This is a genomic window from Thalassospiraceae bacterium LMO-JJ14, assembly GCA_021555105.2.
In the GTDB taxonomy this organism is placed as follows: domain Bacteria; phylum Pseudomonadota; class Alphaproteobacteria; order Rhodospirillales; family Casp-alpha2; genus UBA4479.
In genome coordinates this window covers 2,194,912-2,215,290 of record CP134604.1, presented here as the reverse complement: position 1 = coordinate 2,215,290, position 20,379 = coordinate 2,194,912, and the positions used below count along the sequence as shown (strand labels likewise).

20 protein-coding genes and 1 tRNA gene are annotated in these 20,379 nt (G+C 60.4%); 9 read left to right on the top strand and 12 right to left on the bottom strand.

The features are described 5' to 3' along the window. Nucleotides 1-46 precede the first annotated feature (46 nt). From L2D14_10480 to L2D14_10470, 3 genes are all read left to right on the top strand, one after another. Nucleotides 47-481, top strand: a complete 435-nt coding sequence (locus L2D14_10480; protein WNJ98299.1) for a cyclic nucleotide-binding domain-containing protein — start codon at nt 47-49, stop codon at nt 479-481. 47 nt (nt 482-528) lie between these two features. Next, nucleotides 529-1,671 (top strand): alpha/beta hydrolase, encoded by a 1,143-nt coding sequence (locus tag L2D14_10475; protein ID WNJ98298.1) that lies wholly within the window; start codon nt 529-531, stop codon nt 1,669-1,671. A 69-nt stretch (nt 1,672-1,740) separates the two neighbouring features. Continuing rightward, entirely contained in the window at nt 1,741-1,974 is a 234-nt protein-coding gene (locus L2D14_10470) for a DUF465 domain-containing protein (GenBank protein ID WNJ98297.1), read from the top strand. Between the two features lie 78 nt (nt 1,975-2,052). Here L2D14_10470 and L2D14_10465 read toward each other — a convergent pair whose 3' ends face one another. From L2D14_10465 to L2D14_10430, 8 genes are all read right to left on the bottom strand, one after another. Next, a complete protein-coding gene (locus tag L2D14_10465) occupies nt 2,053-2,457 on the bottom strand; it encodes a hypothetical protein (protein ID WNJ98296.1) in 405 nt (134 codons plus the stop codon). 91 nt (nt 2,458-2,548) lie between these two features. Then, nucleotides 2,549-3,985 (bottom strand): amidase family protein, encoded by a 1,437-nt coding sequence (locus L2D14_10460; GenBank protein ID WNJ98295.1) that lies wholly within the window; start codon nt 3,983-3,985, stop codon nt 2,549-2,551. A gap of 133 nt (nt 3,986-4,118) precedes the next feature. Continuing rightward, nucleotides 4,119-4,194, bottom strand: a tRNA-Lys gene (locus L2D14_10455). Between the two features lie 131 nt (nt 4,195-4,325). Further along, entirely contained in the window at nt 4,326-4,868 is a 543-nt protein-coding gene (gene coaD / locus L2D14_10450) for a pantetheine-phosphate adenylyltransferase (protein ID WNJ98294.1), read from the bottom strand. Continuing rightward, nucleotides 4,865-7,723 carry a DNA gyrase subunit A gene (gyrA, locus tag L2D14_10445; protein WNJ98293.1) on the bottom strand — a complete coding sequence of 953 codons (2,859 nt, stop codon included), beginning with the start codon at nt 7,721-7,723 and terminating at the stop codon, nt 4,865-4,867. Before gyrA ends, coaD begins: the two co-directional genes overlap by 4 nt. A gap of 156 nt (nt 7,724-7,879) precedes the next feature. Continuing rightward, nucleotides 7,880-9,049 (bottom strand): MFS transporter, encoded by a 1,170-nt coding sequence (locus L2D14_10440; GenBank protein WNJ98292.1) that lies wholly within the window; start codon nt 9,047-9,049, stop codon nt 7,880-7,882. A gap of 153 nt (nt 9,050-9,202) precedes the next feature. Next, nucleotides 9,203-9,709: a single-stranded DNA-binding protein gene (gene ssb / locus L2D14_10435; GenBank protein WNJ98291.1), complete on the bottom strand. Its 507-nt coding sequence runs from the start codon at nt 9,707-9,709 to the stop codon at nt 9,203-9,205. A 72-nt stretch (nt 9,710-9,781) separates the two neighbouring features. Then, a complete protein-coding gene (locus L2D14_10430; protein WNJ98290.1) occupies nt 9,782-10,024 on the bottom strand; it encodes a hypothetical protein in 243 nt (80 codons plus the stop codon). 264 nt (nt 10,025-10,288) lie between these two features. Between L2D14_10430 and uvrA the strand changes: the two genes are divergently transcribed. After that, nucleotides 10,289-13,216 carry an excinuclease ABC subunit UvrA gene (gene uvrA / locus L2D14_10425; protein WNJ98289.1) on the top strand — a complete coding sequence of 976 codons (2,928 nt, stop codon included), beginning with the start codon at nt 10,289-10,291 and terminating at the stop codon, nt 13,214-13,216. Between the two features lie 9 nt (nt 13,217-13,225). Here uvrA and L2D14_10420 read toward each other — a convergent pair whose 3' ends face one another. Together L2D14_10420 and L2D14_10415 are read right to left on the bottom strand one after the other, a co-directional pair. Beyond that, nucleotides 13,226-14,341 (bottom strand): C1 family peptidase, encoded by a 1,116-nt coding sequence (locus L2D14_10420; protein WNJ98288.1) that lies wholly within the window; start codon nt 14,339-14,341, stop codon nt 13,226-13,228. A 41-nt stretch (nt 14,342-14,382) separates the two neighbouring features. Then, nucleotides 14,383-16,089: a hypothetical protein gene (locus L2D14_10415; GenBank protein ID WNJ98287.1), complete on the bottom strand. Its 1,707-nt coding sequence runs from the start codon at nt 16,087-16,089 to the stop codon at nt 14,383-14,385. A 124-nt stretch (nt 16,090-16,213) separates the two neighbouring features. On the opposite strand from L2D14_10415, the gene L2D14_10410 reads away from it, so the two are divergent. From L2D14_10410 to L2D14_10395, 4 genes are all read left to right on the top strand, one after another. Further along, a complete protein-coding gene (locus L2D14_10410; GenBank protein WNJ98286.1) occupies nt 16,214-16,411 on the top strand; it encodes a hypothetical protein in 198 nt (65 codons plus the stop codon). Between the two features lie 71 nt (nt 16,412-16,482). Continuing rightward, nucleotides 16,483-17,019, top strand: a complete 537-nt coding sequence (locus L2D14_10405) for a hypothetical protein (protein ID WNJ98285.1) — start codon at nt 16,483-16,485, stop codon at nt 17,017-17,019. Further along, entirely contained in the window at nt 17,019-17,447 is a 429-nt protein-coding gene (locus L2D14_10400; GenBank protein WNJ98284.1) for a PaaI family thioesterase, read from the top strand. The genes L2D14_10405 and L2D14_10400 overlap by 1 nt, the downstream gene beginning before the upstream one ends. 5 nt (nt 17,448-17,452) lie before the next feature. Beyond that, complete coding sequence (locus L2D14_10395; protein ID WNJ98283.1) at nt 17,453-17,851, top strand: hypothetical protein; 399 nt, start codon at nt 17,453-17,455, stop codon at nt 17,849-17,851. Here L2D14_10395 and L2D14_10390 read toward each other — a convergent pair. Beyond that, nucleotides 17,848-18,174, bottom strand: coding sequence for a hypothetical protein (locus L2D14_10390; GenBank protein ID WNJ98282.1), 327 nt, complete (start codon nt 18,172-18,174; stop codon nt 17,848-17,850). The genes L2D14_10395 and L2D14_10390 overlap by 4 nt on opposite strands. Nucleotides 18,175-18,237: 63 nt before the next feature. Continuing rightward, the gene (locus L2D14_10385; protein WNJ98281.1) at nt 18,238-19,419 is read right to left on the bottom strand and encodes a CoA transferase; all 1,182 of its coding nucleotides are present in this window, start codon (nt 19,417-19,419) and stop codon (nt 18,238-18,240) included. 133 nt (nt 19,420-19,552) lie between these two features. On the opposite strand from L2D14_10385, the gene L2D14_10380 reads away from it, so the two are divergent. Further along, nucleotides 19,553-20,377 (top strand): DUF2189 domain-containing protein, encoded by an 825-nt coding sequence (locus L2D14_10380; protein ID WNJ98280.1) that lies wholly within the window; start codon nt 19,553-19,555, stop codon nt 20,375-20,377. Nucleotides 20,378-20,379 lie beyond the last annotated feature (2 nt).

The following is a 20,379-nucleotide window of genomic DNA, read 5'->3' as shown; positions in this document are numbered from 1 at the left end:
GCACAATTAATAAGCCAATACGGGTGCGGGGCAGAGAGGACGGGGCATGAATCTTATCGGCGCATTTCCAAAGCTCTATGAAAACGAGCACGACTGGCTCATATCCGTTGCCGATACGCTCTCCTACAAAAGCGGCGAGGCCGTTATCACCGAAGGCGATGTCATCGACAGTCTGCTTATCATCAAGTCCGGCAATCTCCGCGTCACGCGGATGTATCTGGATGAAATTTGCGCCGAATTCGCCGGACCGCTCGGCCCGGGAGAAGTAATCGGCGAGTTGTCCCTGATGGACGGTCACGGCGCCAGCGCCACCCTTGTCGCCGACGGCGCTTGTGAAATCCTCTCGATCCCCGGAAGCGTTCTTTTCGCGCAGTTGAAGCAGGATATCAACTTCACCGCCCGCTTCTATGAGAGCCTGTTTCTCGACATCAGCAAAAAGCTGCGTTCCACCAACCAGCGGGTCATGCCGGTCCCGCCTTGATCACGCCGCCATCCCTGCCCCCCAGCCTCTTTGCCCCCAGTCCCGAATTGACAGAAACGCTTTACACCGCATCGCTGCCGCCCGAAATCCGATCGCGCTTTATCGACAACGGCAACGGCCTCAACATGCATGTCCTCGAAGCCGGCGCACCGGACCGCCCGCCGGTTCTGCTTTTGCACGGCTTTCCGGAACTGGCCTACAGCTGGCGCAATGTCATGCCGAAGCTGGCGGACGCCGGCTATTACGTCATCGCCCCGGATCAGCGCGGTTACGGGCTAAGCACCGGATGGGACGCGTCCTATGACGGCGATCTTTCGTCCTTCCGCTTTCTCAACCTGCTCAGGGATACCCTGGGGCTTTTGTCGGCGCTCGGCATCGATCGCGTGGCCGGGCTCGTCGGACATGACTTCGGCTCGTTCGCCGCCGCGCACTTCGCCCTGATCCGCCCCGATGTCTTCACCTCATGCGTTCTGATGAGCGCGCCTTACGCCGGACCACCGCCCCTGAAAAGAACATCCGATACCGACCCGGTCACCGGTATGGACGTTGAGCTGGCCTCCCTCGAGCGGCCCCGCAAGCACTATCACCGGTACTATTCGACCCGCGATGCCAATGGCCACATGTGGGCCTGCGAACAGGGCATCCACGATTTCCTGCGCGCCTATTTCCATTTCAAAAGCGCGGACTGGCCCGGCAACACGCCGCACAGGCTGGACGGCTGGACGGCCGGAGAACTGGCCAAGCTGCCGACGTATTACGTGATGGACCTGAACCGGACCATGGCCGAAACCGTCGCTCCGGAAATGCCGACGCCAGAGCATATCGCAGGCTGCACATGGCTCACCGACGATGAGCTGCGCGTCTACAGCGACACCTTCGGGCGGACCGGATTTCAGGGCGGTCTCAACTGGTATCGCTGCCGCTTCGTCGAGCGCTTCACCCGCGAACAGGAGATTTTCGCCGGGCGTACCATCGACGTGCCGGTGATGTTCATTTCCGGCAAAAGCGACTGGGGCACGTATCAGGCACCGGGCGCGCTGGAAAAGATGGAGACCGCCGTCTGTCCGGATTATCGCGGTACGCAACTGATCGCCGGCGCCGGGCACTGGGTCCAGCAGGAACAACCCGTTGCGGTCTGCCGTCTGCTGCTGGATTTCCTGAAAAACAGCGTGCCGTCCGGGACCTATTGATGTAGGTCAATGAGCAATCCGCGGACACGCCGCATCATCGAACATAATCAACACGTCAAAGAGAGAAACATGTCCCACACCCCGCACGAACTTGCTGAAGTATTCCCCGAACAGGCAGAGCAGCTTCACAAGCTGCGTGAAAGCGAGCCGCACTTCGCCAAAATCAGCGATGAATATCACGAACTGAACCGGGAAATTCACCGCGGCGAAACCGACGTCGAGCCGATGAGCGACGACCACCTTGAGGACCTCAAGAAAAAGCGCCTGGCCCTGCTCGACGAAATTTCGGGTTTCCTCAAGTAATCCGGGCTCGTCCCCCAATAACGCCCCGCTGCATTCGAAAGGGTGCTGCGGGGTTCTTTTTGTCCGCATCCCGAGAGACTACTCTCCCGCCGTGCAGACGCCGGATGCAAGTTCGTCGTCGTTGAGCCACAAAAACGGCATCCGTCCGGTGTTGAAGGTGTTGATCTTCAGCATCTGGATGGCCGTATTTCCCGGCCCCACATGGGTACTGATCGCCAACAGGACATGCTCGCGGGAACCGCGCTGGATGATGCTCAGCACCCATGGATCGCCATAACCGTAAAACCGGCCGGTGCGGTCGTTGAAGGTGAAGTGGCCGAGCGGCCGATCCCCCGTCGCGGTTCCTTCCCCCATGACAAGCTTGCCCTGCGGGTCGAGCCTGCGGCTGTCGGCGACCGTGCATGAAAAGACCGTTGCCTGCGCTGCGGCGGCAAAGCCGCACACAAGCAAAAGCGGGACGACTAAAACGACAAACCGGTTCACGGCAATCAGCCTCAATGTCGATGACGGCGGCACCCGCCGACCTTAGCATACTTTGCAGACCCCGATGCCCGTCGTCAGCACACGCTGCCGTTCAACGCATCAATGTGGCGAGGTCGGGCGGCGGCAGCGTCAAACGTGAGTTTGTGCGGATTTTCGCTTCGAGCGCCTGTGCCGCCGCCAGCAGATCAAGATCGCCGCGCCGTTTGCCGACGACCTGCACGCCGAACGGCATGCCCAGCGCATCGACGCCCGCCGGGATCGCGATCACCGGATGGCCGGTCAGGGTCAGCGCCGAGCGGATCAACGAGGCATCGACGTAGTTCTCCATCACCTTGCCGCCGACGGATCTGGGGATGCCGTCCTTGATCAGGAACGGTGACACCGCGTTGCCCGGCACGATCAGCAGATCGATATCGGCAAAGAACGCCTCGAACGCCTTGTAGAGTTTTGTCCACGCCCGCTCGGCATGTGCCACATCGACCAGCGACATGGACAACCCGGCCTCATAGTTGCTGACGATGCTCGGCGCCAGCAGATCGCGATGGTTGGCCACCCGCTCTTCATGGCTGGCCACGTAATAAACACAGCGCAGCGTCCAGAAGATATCCCGGGCATCGGTGAAATCCGGATCGTGCGCGCCGCTGTCTCCGAACCACGGCGCGATGTCGTTCATCACCGCGGCAAAACAGGTGCGGATGTCATCGTCGATCGGTGCGCTGCCTGCGAAGTCCGTGGACCACGCCATACGCAGTTTCGACAGGTCGCAATCGGGCAGCTCGACGAAATCATTCGGTGCACACGGTCCCGCCAGCGCATCGCGCGCGTCATCCCCGGCCAGCCCGGCCATCATCAAAGACGCATCGGCGACGCTCCGGCCCATCGGGCCCTGCACGCTGAAATGCGTGTAATTCAGGGTCCGCGCTTCGCGCGCGACCAGCCCCGGCGTCGGTCGGAGGCCGACGACCCCGCACCACGTCGCCGGATTGCGGAGACTGCCGCCGGTATCGCTGCCGTGTGCGAGCGGCAGCATGCCCGTGGCCAGCGCCGCCGCCGAGCCGCCGGACGAGCCGCCCGGCGTCCGCTCGACGTTGTAGGGATTGCGTGTCGGCCCGAAGACCCGGTTGGTGGTGTTGGAGCCGGACCCGAACTCCGGCGTGTTGGTCTTGGCGAGCACGATCGCGCCTGCGGCCCGCAGCCGCGCCACCATCGCCTCGTCGGTGTCGGGCACATCGTTTTCATGCAGCAGCGAGCCGAACGTGGTGCGCAGCCCGGCCGTGACGTTGAGATCCTTGATGCCGACCGGCAGCCCGCTCAGCGGTCCCACCACGTCGCCCGCGGCAAAGGCCTTTTCGGCTGCCACTGCCTCGGCCCGCGCGCGCACCACATCCATCGCCGTGATCGCATTGACGGTGCCGTTCAGGCCCTCGATGCGTGCAAGGCAGCTTTCCAGAAGCTCGACCGGCGACAGCTCACGCGCTTTCATCAGCCTGCGCGCCTCAACGGCGCTGAGATCACAGGGGTGGGTCATTTGTTCATCCCTCACGTACAAACTGTCGAGCCTGTTTCACACGCTTGAAAAGCGACGCTAGCACGTTGCGAACCGGACGGAAATTACACACAAAAAAAACCCCGCGAACCGTTGCCGGCTGCGGGGTTTTAAATGGTACGCGCTACAGGGGTCGAACCTGTGACCTACTGATTAAAAGTCAGTTGCTCTACCAACTGAGCTAAGCGCGCCCAGGTAACGTTCGGTGCCAAGACAGCGTCCTGCCCGGAACCGCCGGGACATTACGTAGACAGGCTCCGATGGTCAACGCTCGATTTGCCGTTTACGGCAGATTTTCTGCGTTCGCCGCTGCCGCCGGCAATCAGTCGTCGCCGCCGTCGGCGTCGAGACCGTCATTGCGGATCTCGTCAAATCGCTGAATCAGCCGGTCCTTGACCTCGGGTGTGACGAAATGGCCGATATCGCCGCCGAGACGGCCGATTTCCTTGACGAAACGCGACGAAATGAACTGATTGCGCTCGGACGCCGTCAGGAACACCGTTTCGATGCGGTTATCCATCCGCGCATTCATCGAGGCCATCTGGAATTCGTACTCGAAATCCGACACCGCCCGCAGGCCACGCACGATCATGCACGCCCCCTGCGTATGCACGAAATCGATCAACAGGTTATCGAACGGCACGATGCGGATTCGCGACGCCGCGTCCGCCGACAGGTGCTTGATCGACCCTTCCAGCAGTTCGACGCGCTCTTCCAGCGTGAACAGCGGTCCCTTGCCGATGTTGACGGCGACGGCCACCACCAGCTCGTCGACGATACGCGTCGCGCGGCCGATCACGTCCATATGCCCGTTTGTTACCGGGTCGAAGGTCCCCGGATAGACGCCGATACGCTTTACGCTCATGCCCCGGTATCCTCTTCCGGTGTCTCAACGCCCTCGTCGTCAGCGTCGGGCGCATCGCCCGGTGCCGTGTCGGCGGCCTCCGCCAGGGCGTCCTCGCCCTCTTCACCTTCGACGTCTGCGTCATCTTCCCCATCGACGGCTTCGCGGACCCGGGACACGGAAACCACGTCCTCGTCCCCGGAGACGTTGAACAGCCGCACACCGCGTGCGCCGCGGCCGACGATCGAGACGGTGTCGATCGGCGTGCGGATAATCTGCCCGCCGTTGGTCACGAGAATGACCTGGTCGTTGTCGACGACCGCGAACGAGGCGACGACATGCGCCTCTGCCTCGCCCTTGCCGCGATCCAGCGAGATCGCCGTGATGCCCTGCCCGCCGCGCCCGGAAATGCGGTATTCGTAGGCAGACGAGCGTTTGCCGTAACCGTCGGCGGTCACGGTCAGGATGAATTCCTCGCGTTCGGCCAGGGCCGCGAACGCCGGTTCGTCCATGCGCGCCGCCAGTTCGGTGTCGCGCGCCTTGTCCTCGTCACGGTCAGTGTAATCGGCATTCGGGTTATGAAGGCGACGATAGGCGTGTTCCGCCTGCAGATAGGCGTCGCGGGTTTCGGTATCGATTTCGTGGTGGCTCAGGATCGACATGGCGATGACTTCGTCGCCCTTTTTCAGGCGGATACCGCGCACACCGACCGAGGTGCGGCCCGAGAACACGCGAACATCGGTGACCGGGAAGCGGATGCACTTGCCGCCCTTGGTCGACAGCGCGACGTCGTCGTCTTCGGAGCAGGTGCGCACGCGGACCAGGGAATCACCTTCGTTCAACTTCATGGCGATCTTGCCGTTGGCCATGACGTTGGTGAAGTCGGACAGGCGGTTGCGGCGCACGTTGCCCTGCGCCGTCGAGAACATGACGAACAGGTCTTCCCAGGTGGTTTCATCCTCGGGCAACGCCATGGTCGTCGAAATCGTTTCGCCGGGATCGAGCGGCAGAAGGTTGATCAGCGCCTTGCCGCGCGCCTGTGGCGTGCCGACGGGGAGCTTATAGACCTTCATCTTGTAGACCATCCCGGTCGACGAGAAGAACAGCACCGGCTGGTGCGTATTGGCGACATAGACCTGGCTGACGAAATCCTCGTCGCGCGTCGCCATGCCGGCGCGGCCCTTGCCGCCGCGGCGCTGCGCCCGATAGGTCGAGATCGGCACGCGCTTGATATAGCCGGCGTTGGTCACGGTGACGACCATGTCCTCGCGCTGGATCAGATCCTCGATATCGTGTTCGTAGGCGTCTTCTTCGAGCGTCGTGCGGCGATCGTTGGCGAATTTGTCGCGGATGACTTGCAACTCGTCGACAAGGATGCCGAGCAGTTTTTCGCGGGATCGCAGGATTTCCAGGTATTCGGCGATGCGTTCGCTGATTTCCCGGAGGTCGTTGCCGATCTTGTCCCGCTCCAGCCCGGTCAGGCGGTGCAGGCGCAATTCAAGGATCGCGCGGGCTTGTTCCTCGGACAACCGGTATTTGCCGTCGACGACACCACGGCCCGGTTCGTCGAGCAGCGCGATCATCGGCGCCACGTCCTCGGCCGGCCATTCGCGGGCCATAAGCTGTTCGCGGGCGTCCTGCGGGTTCGGGGCATGGCGGATCAGCGCGATGACGTCATCGATATTGGCAACGGCGACGGCCAGACCGGCCAACACGTGCGCCCGTTCGCGCGCCTTGCCCAGTTCAAAGATGGTACGGCGGCGGATCACTTCTTCGCGGAATTTGACGAACGCGACGATGATCTGCTTCAGATTCATCTGCAGCGGGCGGCCTTCGTGCAGCGCCAGCATGTTGACGCCGAAGCTGGTCTGCAGCGGCGTGAAGCGGAACAACTGGTTCAGCACCACTTCCGGCTCGGAATCGCGCTTTACCTCGACGACAACGCGCACACCTGTGCGGTCGCTTTCGTCACGCAGGTCGGAAATTCCTTCGATCCGCTTGTCGCGCACGGCCTCGGCGATGATTTCAACCATCCTGGCCTTGTTCACCTGATACGGCACTTCGTGAACGATGATCGCGAAGCGGTCCTTGCGGATTTCCTCGATCGAGGTGCGGCCACGCATGACGACCGAGCCGCGCCCGGTCCGGTATGCCGACAGAATGCCGTTCTTGCCCATGACCAGGCCGCCGGTCGGGAAATCAGGACCGGGGATGTGGTTCTGGATGATCTCGTCGATGGTGATGTCGGGATTTTCGATATACGCAAAACAGGCGTCGATCACTTCGCCCAGGTTATGCGGCGGAATATTGGTGGCCATGCCCACCGCGATCCCGCCGGCGCCGTTGACCAGAAGGTTCGGGAACCCGGCCGGCAGCACCTTCGGCTCGATGACGGTTTCGTCGTAGTTGGGCTGGAAATCGACGGTGTCCTTGTCGATATCCTCGATCATCTCGTGCGCCGACCAGGCCAGCCGGGCTTCGGTATAACGCATCGCGGCGGCGCGGTCGCCGTCCATCGAGCCGAAGTTGCCCTGTCCGTCGATCAGCGGCAGGCGCATCGAGAAATTCTGCGCCATGCGCACCATGGCGTCATAGATCGCCTGATCGCCGTGCGGGTGGTACTTACCCATCACGTCCCCGACGATACGTGCCGATTTACGGTAAGCCTTGTTGGCGTCGAAGCCGTTTTCCTTCATCGAGAAGAGAATGCGGCGGTGCACCGGCTTGAGGCCGTCACGGACATCGGGCAGCGCGCGGCTGACGATCACGCTCATTGCGTAATCGAGGTACGAACTGCGCATTTCGTCGATGATTGAAACCGGCGTCACATCGTCGTGCGGAGTCGCCGGCGGCGGCGCTTCAGGCGTATCTGTCAATTTTTATATTTCGCTTTGTTTTCAGTTACTTAAGCGTCGATGCTAGAGCGCCTTGAAAGCACCCCCGATAGACCCCTATTTGTAGCATTTTGAACCCCTGCCCACAACCTCGGGCGGGGACTTTCAGGGGCTTTTTTAAGCTTTTGTCTAGCCGCCTCAAATCGACGGTTTTCGGGCCTTGCGCGTGCCGTACCAGATCGCCATCACAAACGCCGCCGAGACCGGTACGGCAGCGATCAGATTGACCGCCTGCCAGCCCAGCGTTTCATGCAACGCGCCGGAGGCAAAGGCCGTCACCGCAACCAGACTGAAAACCAGGAAATCGTGCGCTGCCTGCGTCTTGGCGCGTTCCTCGGGCATGTAGGATTCGGTCAGCAGCGTGGTGCCGCCGATGAACATGAAATTCCAGCCGACGCCGAGCATGATCAGTCCGCCCCAGAAATTGCTGAAATCGATTCCCGAAAGCGCTGTCGCGATGGCTCCGGCCTGCAGCGCGGCCCCGCAGGCGATGACACTGATGACACCGAAGCGCTTGATCAGGCTGCCGGTGAAGAAACTCGGCAGGAACATGCCGACGATATGCCACTGGATCACCGTCGCCGCATCGTTGAAGGCAAAGCCGCAGAACGTCATCGCCAGCGGCGTCGATGTCATCAGCATGTTCATCATCCCATAGCCGATGGTCGACGACATGGCGGCGACGATAAAGCCGGGCGAGCGCATGATCTGGGCGATCGGCCGCCCCGCGGTGCTGACGCCTTCGAAGTTCGGTGTCGGAATGCGCGTAAACTGCAACAGGACGACGGAAATGAAGCTCAGCCCGATGATCGCGGCAAAACTGGCGGCAAAGGTCGCAACGCTGAGCTCCGCCGTCCATTTGGCCAGCTGCGGCCCCAGAAACGCCGCCACCAGGCCGCCCGCCATGACATATGAAATCGCCCGCGGCCGGAATTCATCGTTCGCCGTTTCCGCGGCGGCGAAGCGGTAATACTGCCAGAATGCATTATGCACGCCGAGAATCGCCGTGCCGACCATGAACAGCCAGAAATTGCCGATATAGATGGCATAGGATGCAATCGCCGCCCCGATCATGCCGAGCATCTGGCCGATGGTGAAGCCGGTGCGCCGTCCGACCCGGGCCATGAAGAACGACGCCGGAATGGTCGAGGCCGTCGTCGAAATGAACTGCACCGCCAAAGGCAGCGTCACCAGCGTCTTGTCGGGCGCCAGCATGACGCCGACCAGCGCGCTGACGGTCAGCATCATCGACGTGCCGGACATCGCCAGCGCCTGACAACTGGCGAGAATCAGCACATTTCGGCGCATGTTGATCAAAGCTTTAGCCTTTTCGAATCCCCTCTCCCGGCGCTTTGCGCCACCTTCCCCCCGGGGAGAGGGTGAAAGGCCGGCGTTTAACCAAGAGTTCCCTCTCCCTCGGGAGAGGGACAGGGAGAGGGGCGCTTCAGATTATCAGTCGCGTCAGAACGGAATTTCGTCGTCGAGATCGCCGCCGGGACCTTTGCCGCCCCCCGATGACCCGCCTGACGATGACCCGCCTGACGCGGAACCGCTGTCGGGGCTGTCCCACGACGGGGGCTCGTCGCTGCCACCACCGTAACCGCCGCCGCCGCCGCCGGGCGAGTCGAGCATGGTCAGGACACCGGAGAAGCGTTGCAGCACAACCTCGGTCGTGTATTTCTCGATGCCGTCGTTACCGGTCCACTTGCGGGTCTGCAACGAGCCTTCGAGATAAACCTTGGAGCCCTTCTTGACGTATTTCTCGACGATGTCGGCGAGCCGTTCGTCAAAGATGACAACCCGGTGCCACTCCGTCTTTTCACGGCGTTCGCCGGATTGCTTGTCGCGCCATTGTTCGGAGGTGGCGACGCTCATATTGGCAATTTTCTGGCCGGATTGGGTGAAACGAATCTCCGGGTCGCGACCGAGATTGCCGACGAGAATAACCTTGTTAACTGAACCTGCCATTTTTCCCCCGCTTGGATGAATTCGTCGGCACTATAACGGTTGAAGTTTGCCGAGTGGAGTCGTTTTGCCCGCTCATTGCTCTCTGGGAACGGGAAAAGCCGAATCCTGAAACCCCTTGGCCTTGTCGATGAATTCGCGCGCCACCTGATAGATCGTTTCGTCCGGCTCTTCGAGCTTGACGAGAGCGGCAATGCCGATCTCCAGAAGCGCCATGCCATAGACGTACTGGCTGACGTGCTGGTCCTGAAATGCGACGAGGGCATCGGCTAGAATTATGTCCGCTTTTTCAAATTCCTCGTTTAACTGGTCACTCATACCGGTTTCTCCTAAATCTCCACGCGTCTGTAGCGACGCAGTCTCGTCACGTTTGCTTTTGAGTCAACGTGCCATATCATCCATATAAGGCTTAGAGAGATTTTTTATCACAAAACAACTTATAATTGTGATTGAGTCATATACAATTCATCAAATTCGTCCGTTTTAAGTGAAGTTATCCACGTGTCCCTTCTTTACCGCCATGGCAAACCCATATATCCATCGTCGGTTGAGCGTTAAACCTGCACCACACACAGGACAGATATGGACACCATCAGCGTAAAAGGCGCACGCGAACACAATCTGCAGAACGTCAACGTGGATATTCCGCGCCATAGCCTGACGGTTATTACCGGTCTGTCCGGTTCCGGCAAGTCGTCGCTCGCCTTCGATACAATTTACGCGGAAGGCCAGCGCCGCTATGTCGAGAGCCTGTCGGCCTATGCCAGGCAGTTCCTGGAATTGATGCAAAAGCCCGACGTCGATACCATCGAAGGCCTCAGCCCGGCGATTTCCATCGAACAGAAGACAACGTCGCGCAATCCGCGTTCGACGGTCGGCACGGTGACGGAAATCTATGACTACATGCGGCTTTTGTTCGCCCGAGTCGGCATCCCCTACTCGCCCGCAACCGGCCTGCCGATCGAGGCGCAGACCGTCAGCCAGATGGTCGACCGGGTCATGGACATGCCCGAAGGCACTCGGCTGTACCTGCTGGCCCCCATCGTCCGCGGCCGCAAGGGCGAATACAAAAAGGAATTGCAGGATCTGGCACGGCGCGGTTTTCAGCGCGTCCGCATCGACGGCGAGATGTTCGACCTCGAAGACGCCCCCGATCTCGACAAGAAATACAAGCACGACATCGAAATCGTCGTCGACCGGTTGGTCGTCAAGACAGGCATGGAACAGCGCCTCGCCGACAGTCTGGAGACCGCGCTGGGTCTCGCCGACGGCATAGCCTACGTCGACTTAGCTTCCGCGCCCGGTACGGACGACGCAAATGCCGAAACGACCAAGCCGCAAAAAGGCAAGAAAGGCGGCATCAAGGATCACGTCCCCGAAGGCCGCACGGTATTTTCCGCCAAATTCGCCTGCCCGATTTCCGGCTTCACCATTGACGAGATCGAACCCCGGCTGTTTTCTTTCAACAACCCGTTCGGTGCCTGTCCGTCATGCGACGGGCTGGGGACAGAAATGTTTTTCGACGCCGAGTTGGTGGTCCCCGACGAGACAAAATCGCTGGCCCAGGGCGCGATTGCGCCGTGGGCCGGGTCTTCGTCGAAATACTACGCACAGACGCTGGAAAGCCTCGCCAAACACTTCGGTTTCAAGCTCGATCAGGCGTGGGAGAAACTGTCGAAAAAACACCGCGAAATTCTGCTTTTCGGGTCCGGCAGCGAAACCGTGACGATGAAGTACAAGGACGGCTCGAAAAGCTACGAAATCAAGAAGCCGTTCGAGGGCGTGGTGCCGAACATGGAACGGCGCTGGCGTGAAACCGACAGCAACTGGGTCCGCGACGAGTTGCAGCGCTACCAGACCGTTGCCCCGTGCGATACCTGCAAGGGCAAGCGTCTGCGCCCGGAAGCGCTGGCCGTCAAAATCGACATGCGCGACATTTCCGACGTCAGCGACCTGTCGATTGAAGAAGCGGCGGACTGGTTCGAGGGCCTTGAGAAAACTCTCAGCAAGAAACAGAACGAAATCGCCCGGCGTATCCTGCGTGAAATCAACGAACGCCTGCACTTTCTGCGCAATGTCGGGCTGGAATACCTGACCCTGTCCAGGGCATCCGGCACGCTTTCCGGCGGCGAAAGCCAGCGTATCCGCCTGGCGTCGCAGATCGGTTCCGGCCTGACCGGGGTGCTGTATGTGCTGGATGAGCCGTCCATCGGACTGCATCAGCGCGACAACGAACGATTGCTGAAGACGCTGGAACGGCTCCGTGATATCGGCAACACGGTGATCGTCGTCGAACACGACGAGGACGCGATCCGCGCCGCCGACTACGTCGTCGACATGGGGCCGCGCGCCGGCGTGCACGGCGGTCATGTCGTCTGTGCCGGGCAGCCGAAGGACATTCTGGCGTGCGAGGACAGCCTCACCGGGCGCTATCTGTCGGGTAAGGAAGCGATACCGATTCCCGCCAAGCGCCGTCCCGGCAAGAAGGGCCAGAAGCTCAAACTGACAGGCGCCACGTCGAACAACCTGCAGAACGTCGGCGTCAGCCTGCCGCTCGGCACCATGGTCTGCGTCACCGGCGTCTCGGGTGGCGGCAAGTCGTCGCTGATCATCGAGACGCTGTACAAGGCACTGGCCCGCCGGTTAATGAACGCGCGGGAAATCCCGGGGCACCACGACGACCTCAAGGGCCTCGAATTCGTCGACAAGGTGGTCGACATCGACCAGAGCCCGATCGGCCGCACGCCGCGTTCCAACCCGGCGACGTACACCGGCGCCTTCACGCCGATTCGCGACTGGTTCGCCAACCTGCCCGAAGCCAAGACGCGCGGCTACAAGCCGGGCCGGTTCTCGTTTAACGTCAAGGGCGGGCGCTGCGAGGCCTGTCAGGGCGACGGCGTCATCAAGATCGAAATGCACTTCCTGCCCGACGTCTATGTCGAATGCGATGTCTGCAAGGGCGCGCGCTATAACCGCGAAACCCTGGAAATCAAATTCCGTGGCAAGTCCATCGCCGAGGTGCTGGACCTGACCGTCGACGAGGCCGCCGACTTCTTCAAGGCGGTGCCCGCGATCCGCGACAAGATGGTGACGTTGCAGCGCGTCGGCCTGGGTTATATCCATCTCGGCCAACAGGCGACGACGCTGTCGGGCGGCGAGGCGCAGCGCGTCAAGCTGGCCAAGGAACTGTCACGGCGCGCCACCGGCAAGACGGTCTATATCTTGGACGAGCCGACGACGGGGCTGCACTTCGACGACGTGCGGAAACTGCTCGAAGTCCTCGACGCGCTGGTCGAACAGGGCAACACCGTAATCGTCATCGAACACAATCTGGAGGTCATCAAGACAGCCGACTATATCGTCGACCTCGGCCCCGAAGGCGGCATCAAGGGCGGCCACATCGTCGCCCAGGGCACGCCCGAAGACGTCGCCAAGGTAAAGGCCAGCTATACCGGCCAATACCTCGCCCCTTACCTCGCCGCCAAGGGCGCCAAAAAAAAGGCGTCGTGAGGGCCGTTCCTAGCCGAACTGCGCGGTTTCCAGCCATTCCCACTTGAATGACGTCCAGAAATCGCGGGCCAGCCCGGCAAGGACATATTCATACGGCAGGTAGCCGTAACCGTCTTCGCCCCACGACGTACCCCACGAATTCCGGATTATCAGGGACGGCACCCTGACTTTTTTGACATTACCCGTCTCGGCATCGACATATTCGGCCATATGATTGTCGTCAAATCCGACCGCCATCACGGCGTGCCCGCCGGATTGACTATCGTCATCGTCCGGAAACGGAATATCGGGCAGATGCGATATGGAGTTGTAGACGGTGAAACCGAAGACGACACAAAAATTTGCCGCAAGTACGCGTTTGACCATGCCAAGAACTTCGTCGGGCGAAGCCCCTGCCGGATCGAGCCGCGTGTAATTCAAGGCCTTGAAACGATCCGCATAGGAATACAGGAACGACGAAGGCTCCTCGTCAAAGCGGTCGATGTCATACGGACAATGCTGTTCCGGCGGCACACCGAAGGCCGCCACCGTTTGCATGGACGTGCGCAAATAGGCGCCCGTATCGCCCTGCCAGCCAAGCAGTTTGCGCGACACCTTGTAGACAAACAGTCTGGAACCGTCGATATGATCCGTGCCGCTCGCGCGCATCATATATTCCATCAGACCAACGACCGCCTGTGCGGTACAGGATCCCAGTCGTCCTTGGTCTTCTATCGGAGAACATTTGCGCCGATTATCGACTTTTGCCGGGACGCGTGTATTGCCGAGAATGCCGGACTTCGATTTCTTCAAGATATTGGCGATCTTGTCGCTTCGCGGGTTCAGATCGCGGAAATCCGGCACATCGGGATGCCAGCCCATGCTAACGAGATGTCGACCGGGCCGCACAACCGGCGCATCAAGGCCCGAACGCATGGCGACCAGCCGCAGACCGCCGCCCCAGTTACCGCCGCCCCAGTTTCCGCCGCCGCTATTTCCGCCGCCATGTCCGCCGCCACCATGTCCGCCGCCGCCGTGCCCACCGCCGCCCCTTGAACGCATGGCCAATTCGTCCGGCGCGTCCGGTACGTCCGGCGCTTCATTCTTGGGGGTCTTGGAACGCGATCCTTTCTTTTTATCTGCCATAGGATTCCTCCATCAGGTTATGTCTGCTCAGCCCGCTCCGATCACTTGATATCGAACGTTTTGACGATGCGGTCGTGCAGATCCTTCAACGCGGCGGTCATGCCCCGCACTTTCTTTGAAACCTTTGTCAGCCCAACAGTCCGGCTTTCGGCTTCTGCTTGTTGTTTATCGTAGTCCGCCTTCCAGGCTTTACGTTGCAGGGTTGTCCCCTCCTGGCGGATGTCGGCGACGAGCGTCAGGTATGCAGCCTCCAGTTTCGCAACCTCGCCAACCGGTCCCGCCGCGACGGCCGCATTCATTTCTTTTTCGAACGCGGGCAGTCCCTTGACGAACGCCTTGAATTCATCGCGGAGCACCTTGTTCGGATCCGGCTTCGGTTCTTTCGGCACCTTCACGATCATCGTGTCGTATGCGTTCTTGACCTTGTCATACGCCGCCTTGTCCGCCTGCAGGCGGGCCATGACCAGTTTTGGATGGAATGCCTTGGGCGTTGCCTGCTCCGCCTGCTTCGCCAGCAAGGTGAGCTTCGCCTGCTCTATTTCGAGACGTTTGAGCTTGAGTTCCTGGCGGTTACGGATGGAGGTTTCGACGAAGCCGCTCAAATTCTGCCGGCAATGCTGTGTCAGTTGGTTTTCACCGGTCAGCTGGGTGGACAGGAAGAAACTTTCGAGATGCAGACCGTAATCAGTTCCGGGGAAGCCGCCGTCGCCGAACGTCAGCCCATTTGCTGCCTTGTCGTGGATTTTCGTCAATTCGGCCAGCGCCAGTTTCCTGTATTCATTGTCTTCCGCCGTCGCCAGCTTGCGATGCCCCAATTCCGTCAGACACGTGGCGATATAGGACTGATCGATATCCTTGTCGAGAAAGCGCGCCTGCATCTCGCCCAATACCTTGGCGATTTCCGCATTCGGGTTTGCGGTGATGCCGCCGATCCCCGTCGCGGTCGTGATTTCCGCAGATGACGTGACCAGCGAGTCCGCACTCTGCTTCAGTTGCGCAAGGATCGCCCAGCGCTCGGCCTTGGCCTTGCCGAGTTCGGCCTGCTTTGCGCTAACAATCGCATTCTTGGCCTCTTTTTCCGCCTCGGGTGCCGAAGCCGCCGCCTGCTCGGCCGTTTCGACCTCGGCTTCCTTGTCGGTCACGCTCTTCTCGGCTGTTGCCAGTTTTTCCTGAAGCTTCTGGACGTCCGAAGCATCCTTGTCCAATTGCGACAGGGATGCCTGCGCGGAACCGGATGCCTTGCCGGCCAGTGCGGCGCCGCTCCTGCCGAATGCGCCGCTTGCATTTTCGGACAGGATCAGCGTGACCATCAGATCATCCAAACGGCTGGTGCGCTGGCTGTAGCTGGTGCCGGTAATCGCACCGTTCGCGTAGTCCAGACAGGCCTGGTAGCCTTGTTTCAAAAGCGCCTGAATGGCTGTCGTCCGCTCCGCCAGTTGCGCGATCCCCTGCGCCGTGGATGCACTCAGAGATCCGCTCCCGTACCCGAATGCGCTGACTCCGGCGCCGATCTGGTTGGCAACGGTCATGGCGACGTCAGGGCTGGGTTCCACACATACGATCCGTTGCGGATGAACCCGGCCGGGCGCCGTAGCGACCCCGTAAGACATGCTTGAGATCAGGCGCTGATCGGCGCTGGTGGTGTACGAGTTGCCACCATTCGGATCGAGTTGGAATTCATGAAAAACACTGCCGCTGGCGCACCCGCTTAAAATGCTGACCAGTACCGGTACAAATACTTTCCGCATGAGAACACCCCCTGTCATTTTAATTTGATGACTTATAGTTGGAATGTTACCACAAATTCGCTTTTACAACTATTACAAATATTTCTTGGTATTATACAGGTATTGGTATTTGGAATTGCCGCACTTGAATAACATGGAAGCGCACCTTCGCGAGCTGCGTGCCGCCAAGGCCGAGTTCGAACATCAACTACGCAGATATTCTGACACCGCCGAACGCAACGGCGGCGTGCTCGGCGCGTCGGAAGCGGACGTAAAGCGGATCAGACGGAATGTCGACGATATCGAGGCCGAGATCGCCGACATCGAGGCCAATTTAAAATAACCGTCATTCCGCTATGACTTTTACCTGCCTGCCCGCCATGGAATACTCCGCCGGGCAACAGGAGGCCGATTGTGAATAAAGAATACTCAGACGATTTTCACGAAAAACTAGACGCCGATGCGCTATTGGCGATCCTTGCCGAAGCACAGGACACCATCCGCAATTACGACACCAAGGCGGAAATATGCGGCGTCGGCTTCATTCTCGCACTCGGCATCGTCAAGCAGGCCGGCGACAGCATTCCGGTACCGATCGAATACGCCTCGTTCTATGTTCTTGCCGGCTGGCTGATCATCGTCATTCCGATCATCATGTTCGCGCTGGTGCTTTATCCGTCGCGGGTCGACAAGATCGACCGCCAGAACCGCCCCGCTAACGTTCAGGGGGTGATGTACTTCGATCCCAAAAGTTTTCCCGATGTGAAGAGCTTCAGCGATGCCGCGCGAAAATCCGACTGGGCAATGGAAATTCTCTATGAAATCACCAAAGTCTCGTTGATCCGCGACCAGAAACGCACGCGTTTCCTGCGTGCACTTTTCTGGGCCGCCGGCTCTTTCTGCATCCTGTTCCTGTCACAAATGATCCGCGCCAATGGAGTTTTCGGTTAATGTCCACGACCTACCCCCTGCCCCACGTCACCATTGAACACATGATCGAGCGGGCGAAAGGCTACCTGCCGGAATACATGGGCGTCGTTCCCGTCGAAATCAGCGAAGGCAAGCTGGTGTCGCGGCTGGATATCAAGCCGCATCATACGGCGCCGAACGGCTATCTGCATGCGGCGACAATCATTTCGCTGGCCGACACCACGTGCGGGTATGCGACCTATGCGCACATGCCCGAAGGCGGCACGAACTTCACCACCATCGAATTGAAATCCAACCACCTGAGCACGGCCCGCGACGGCGCCATCATCGCCACCGCGACGGCACGCCATCTGGGTGGCCGGACGCACGTCTGGGACGCCGAGGTGACGCACGAGGAAACGGGAAAAACCATCGCCCTCTTCCGCTGCACGCAAATGATCCTTAGATAGGAAATATGCGAAAGCACCTGACCCTGCCCGTTCTCTGTCTTCTAGGTGCCTGCGCCGCGCCGGAAATCGCCGACTGGCCGCCCGAGGCGCCGGCTGTGCCGGAAGCGACCGTGCAGCGTTACGTCGATGTCTACGGTGCCGAGCCCGACGTTCCGATATACGGGCCGGACGATGTCGATGCCCTCAACCTGTTGACGCGCCGCGTGCTCAGGAACGATGAGCCCGACAGCGATATCGAACGTCTGAGGGATGAACTGGATACCATCCGGGGCCGCCTGGCACGCGAACCGTCAGAGCCGAAGGCGTATTCGAAAAATCACATCAACGCCATCAAGCGCCGGGTTTCACGGAAATACGAAAGTCATCACGATCAGCGAATGGAACTGAAGCGCTACGGGCTTTAACGCCCGAACGACGCACGCAGACTGGCGAACACGGCACGGAACAAACGGCCGATGCGTTCGATATCGGAAGTCCCCTGCTTCAGGCGTTCGCGCAGGGTTTCCGGATCCTTGTCGGAACGAACCTCGCCGGCGAGATCGAGACCGCGGCCGAGGTTGATGATCTTGGCGCCGTCGGACAAATTGACCGTGTCGTGCACTTCGCGGCCCTTGGGCACATACGGCTTTTGCTCGCCTTTTTTATAGAACGCGTTATTGCGGTGCTGCTGCAGCAATTGCGACAGCAGGTCCCGCCGTTGGTTTTCGCGATCTGATATTTCAACCATGCGCGGAATATACGCTTAATCAAGTGACGCGGATATGTAATTCGTCACAGCATAGATCATCCTCTAAAGCCAGTCGGGATTATCGCCGTCCGCGCCGAGCGGCCGCGGGGCCAGACGGATCGACGCCGGCGTCTTCGACAGCTTGATCGGCGAACCGACAAGCCGCACCGGACCGACGGTTTCGTGTTCGACCGTCGTCACCATGTCGCGTTCCGCCAGTTCCGGCGCTTCCATGACCTGATCTACGGTGCGGATAGCACCGGCGGGCAGTCCCTCGGCATGAAACGCCGCCAGCCATTCGTCGCGGGTCCGGGTCAGGAATGTGGTTTCGAGAATATCGTAAAGCGCGCGGCGGTTCTCGACCCGGGCCGGGTTGGTGGCGAAACGCGGGTCGTCGGCGATGTCATCGTGGCCCATTGCCTTGCACAGCTTGCGGAACTGACGGTTGGCGCCGATCGCCAGCGCAATCGGGTAATCCGCCGTTTCGAACGGGCGGTACGGGCAGACCGTCGGATGATCGTTGCCGAGCCGGGCCGGCCGTTCGCCGGTCATCAGATACGCCGCCGCCTGATTGGCAAGCAGCGTCACCGCACCGTCGAGCAGCGAGATATCGACATCCTGCCCTTCGCCGGTGCGCTCGCGGTGAAACAGCGCCGCCAGCACGCCCTGCGTCGCGTACTGCCCGGCCACCAGATCGGTCACTGCGGCACCGACCTTCATCGGCTCGGTATCTTCGTCGCCGATGATCGACATCAGGCCGCTTTCCGCCTGAATGACGAAATCATAACCGGCGCGTTCCGACATCTGGCCGGTACGTCCGTAACCGGATACCGAACAGACGATCAGGCCGGGGTTTTCTTTTCTCAGTTCATCGGGCGCGAGGCCGAATTTCTCCAGCGTGCCCTTGCGGAAATTTTCGACAAGCACATCGGCACCGAGTGCCAGCCGCTTGACCAGCGCCTTGCCTTCGTCGGTTTTCAGATCGCAGACGACACTTCGCTTGTTGCGTCCGCCGACCATGAAATAAGCACTCTCGCCATTCTTGAACGGCGGGCCGAAGTGACGCACGTCGTCGCCTTCGGGGCTTTCGATCTTGATCACGTCGGCGCCGAGATCGCCCAGCACCATGGCGCACCACGGCCCCGCGAGAACGCGCGAAAGATCGAGAACCTTGATCCCGTGAAGCGGGCCATTGGCCTTGGCAGTGTCTGTTGTGGGTGTGTCTGTCGTGGATGTGTTTTTCATGGCCGCGAGTTTATCCATTCGCCCCATGAAGGCAACGCCCGCAAGAACCCGACATTCCAGGCACGACCCGGTGATTGCCGGACATTCGCCGCCGCGCTATTGTCCAAATAACCATTCCTTGGGAGGGGATATTATGCCGGAGACTTCGACACCGGCGGGGCCGTCCGGCAACGGAACGGCCATGCCGTTTGCGCGTCGCATCAACACCGTCAGCACCACGGAACCCTGGCAATGGCTGGCGCTCGGCTGGGCCGACATGCGCCGCACCCGGGGGATCAGCCTGATCTACGGTTTGATTTTCGTGGTCTCGGGTTACGCCGTCACCATCGGCCTGTATCAGCTCGGCTATTATTATCTGATCTGGCCGCTGAGCGCCGGTTTCGTGCTGGTCGCCCCGGTGTTCGCGGTCGGTATCTACGAGCTGAGCCGGCGCATGGAAGCCGGTGAACCGGCAACGTTCATGAGCGCCATGAATGCCTGGCGCAGAGCGCCGGGACGCTTTCTCGGTGCCGGGCTGGCGATGGCGTTCTTCCTGATCCTGTGGGTGCGCTCGGCAGCGCTGATCTATGTCATCAATTTTCCGCACGGCATGCTGACGATCCAGAACCTGCTGAATACGACACTGTTTTCTGTCGACGGGCTGGTGTTCCTGGCGGTCGGCACGGTCATCGGTGCGGTATTCGCCACGGCGGCGTTTCTGGTCAGCGCCGTATCGCTGCCGATGATGCTCGGCGAACGGGCGGATTTCCTGCCGGCGATCCTGACGTCGATTTTCGCCGTGACCAAGAACCCCCGCGCCATGGCCGTGTGGGCCGGCATTATCGTCGTCGTCACCGGCGTCGGCATGGTCGCGGCGATGGTCGGCCTTGCCGTGACGCTGCCGCTGATCGGTCATGCGACGTGGCATGCCTACAAGACGCTGGTAAGATCCGAACCGCATAGCGACAAACCGGGATAAGA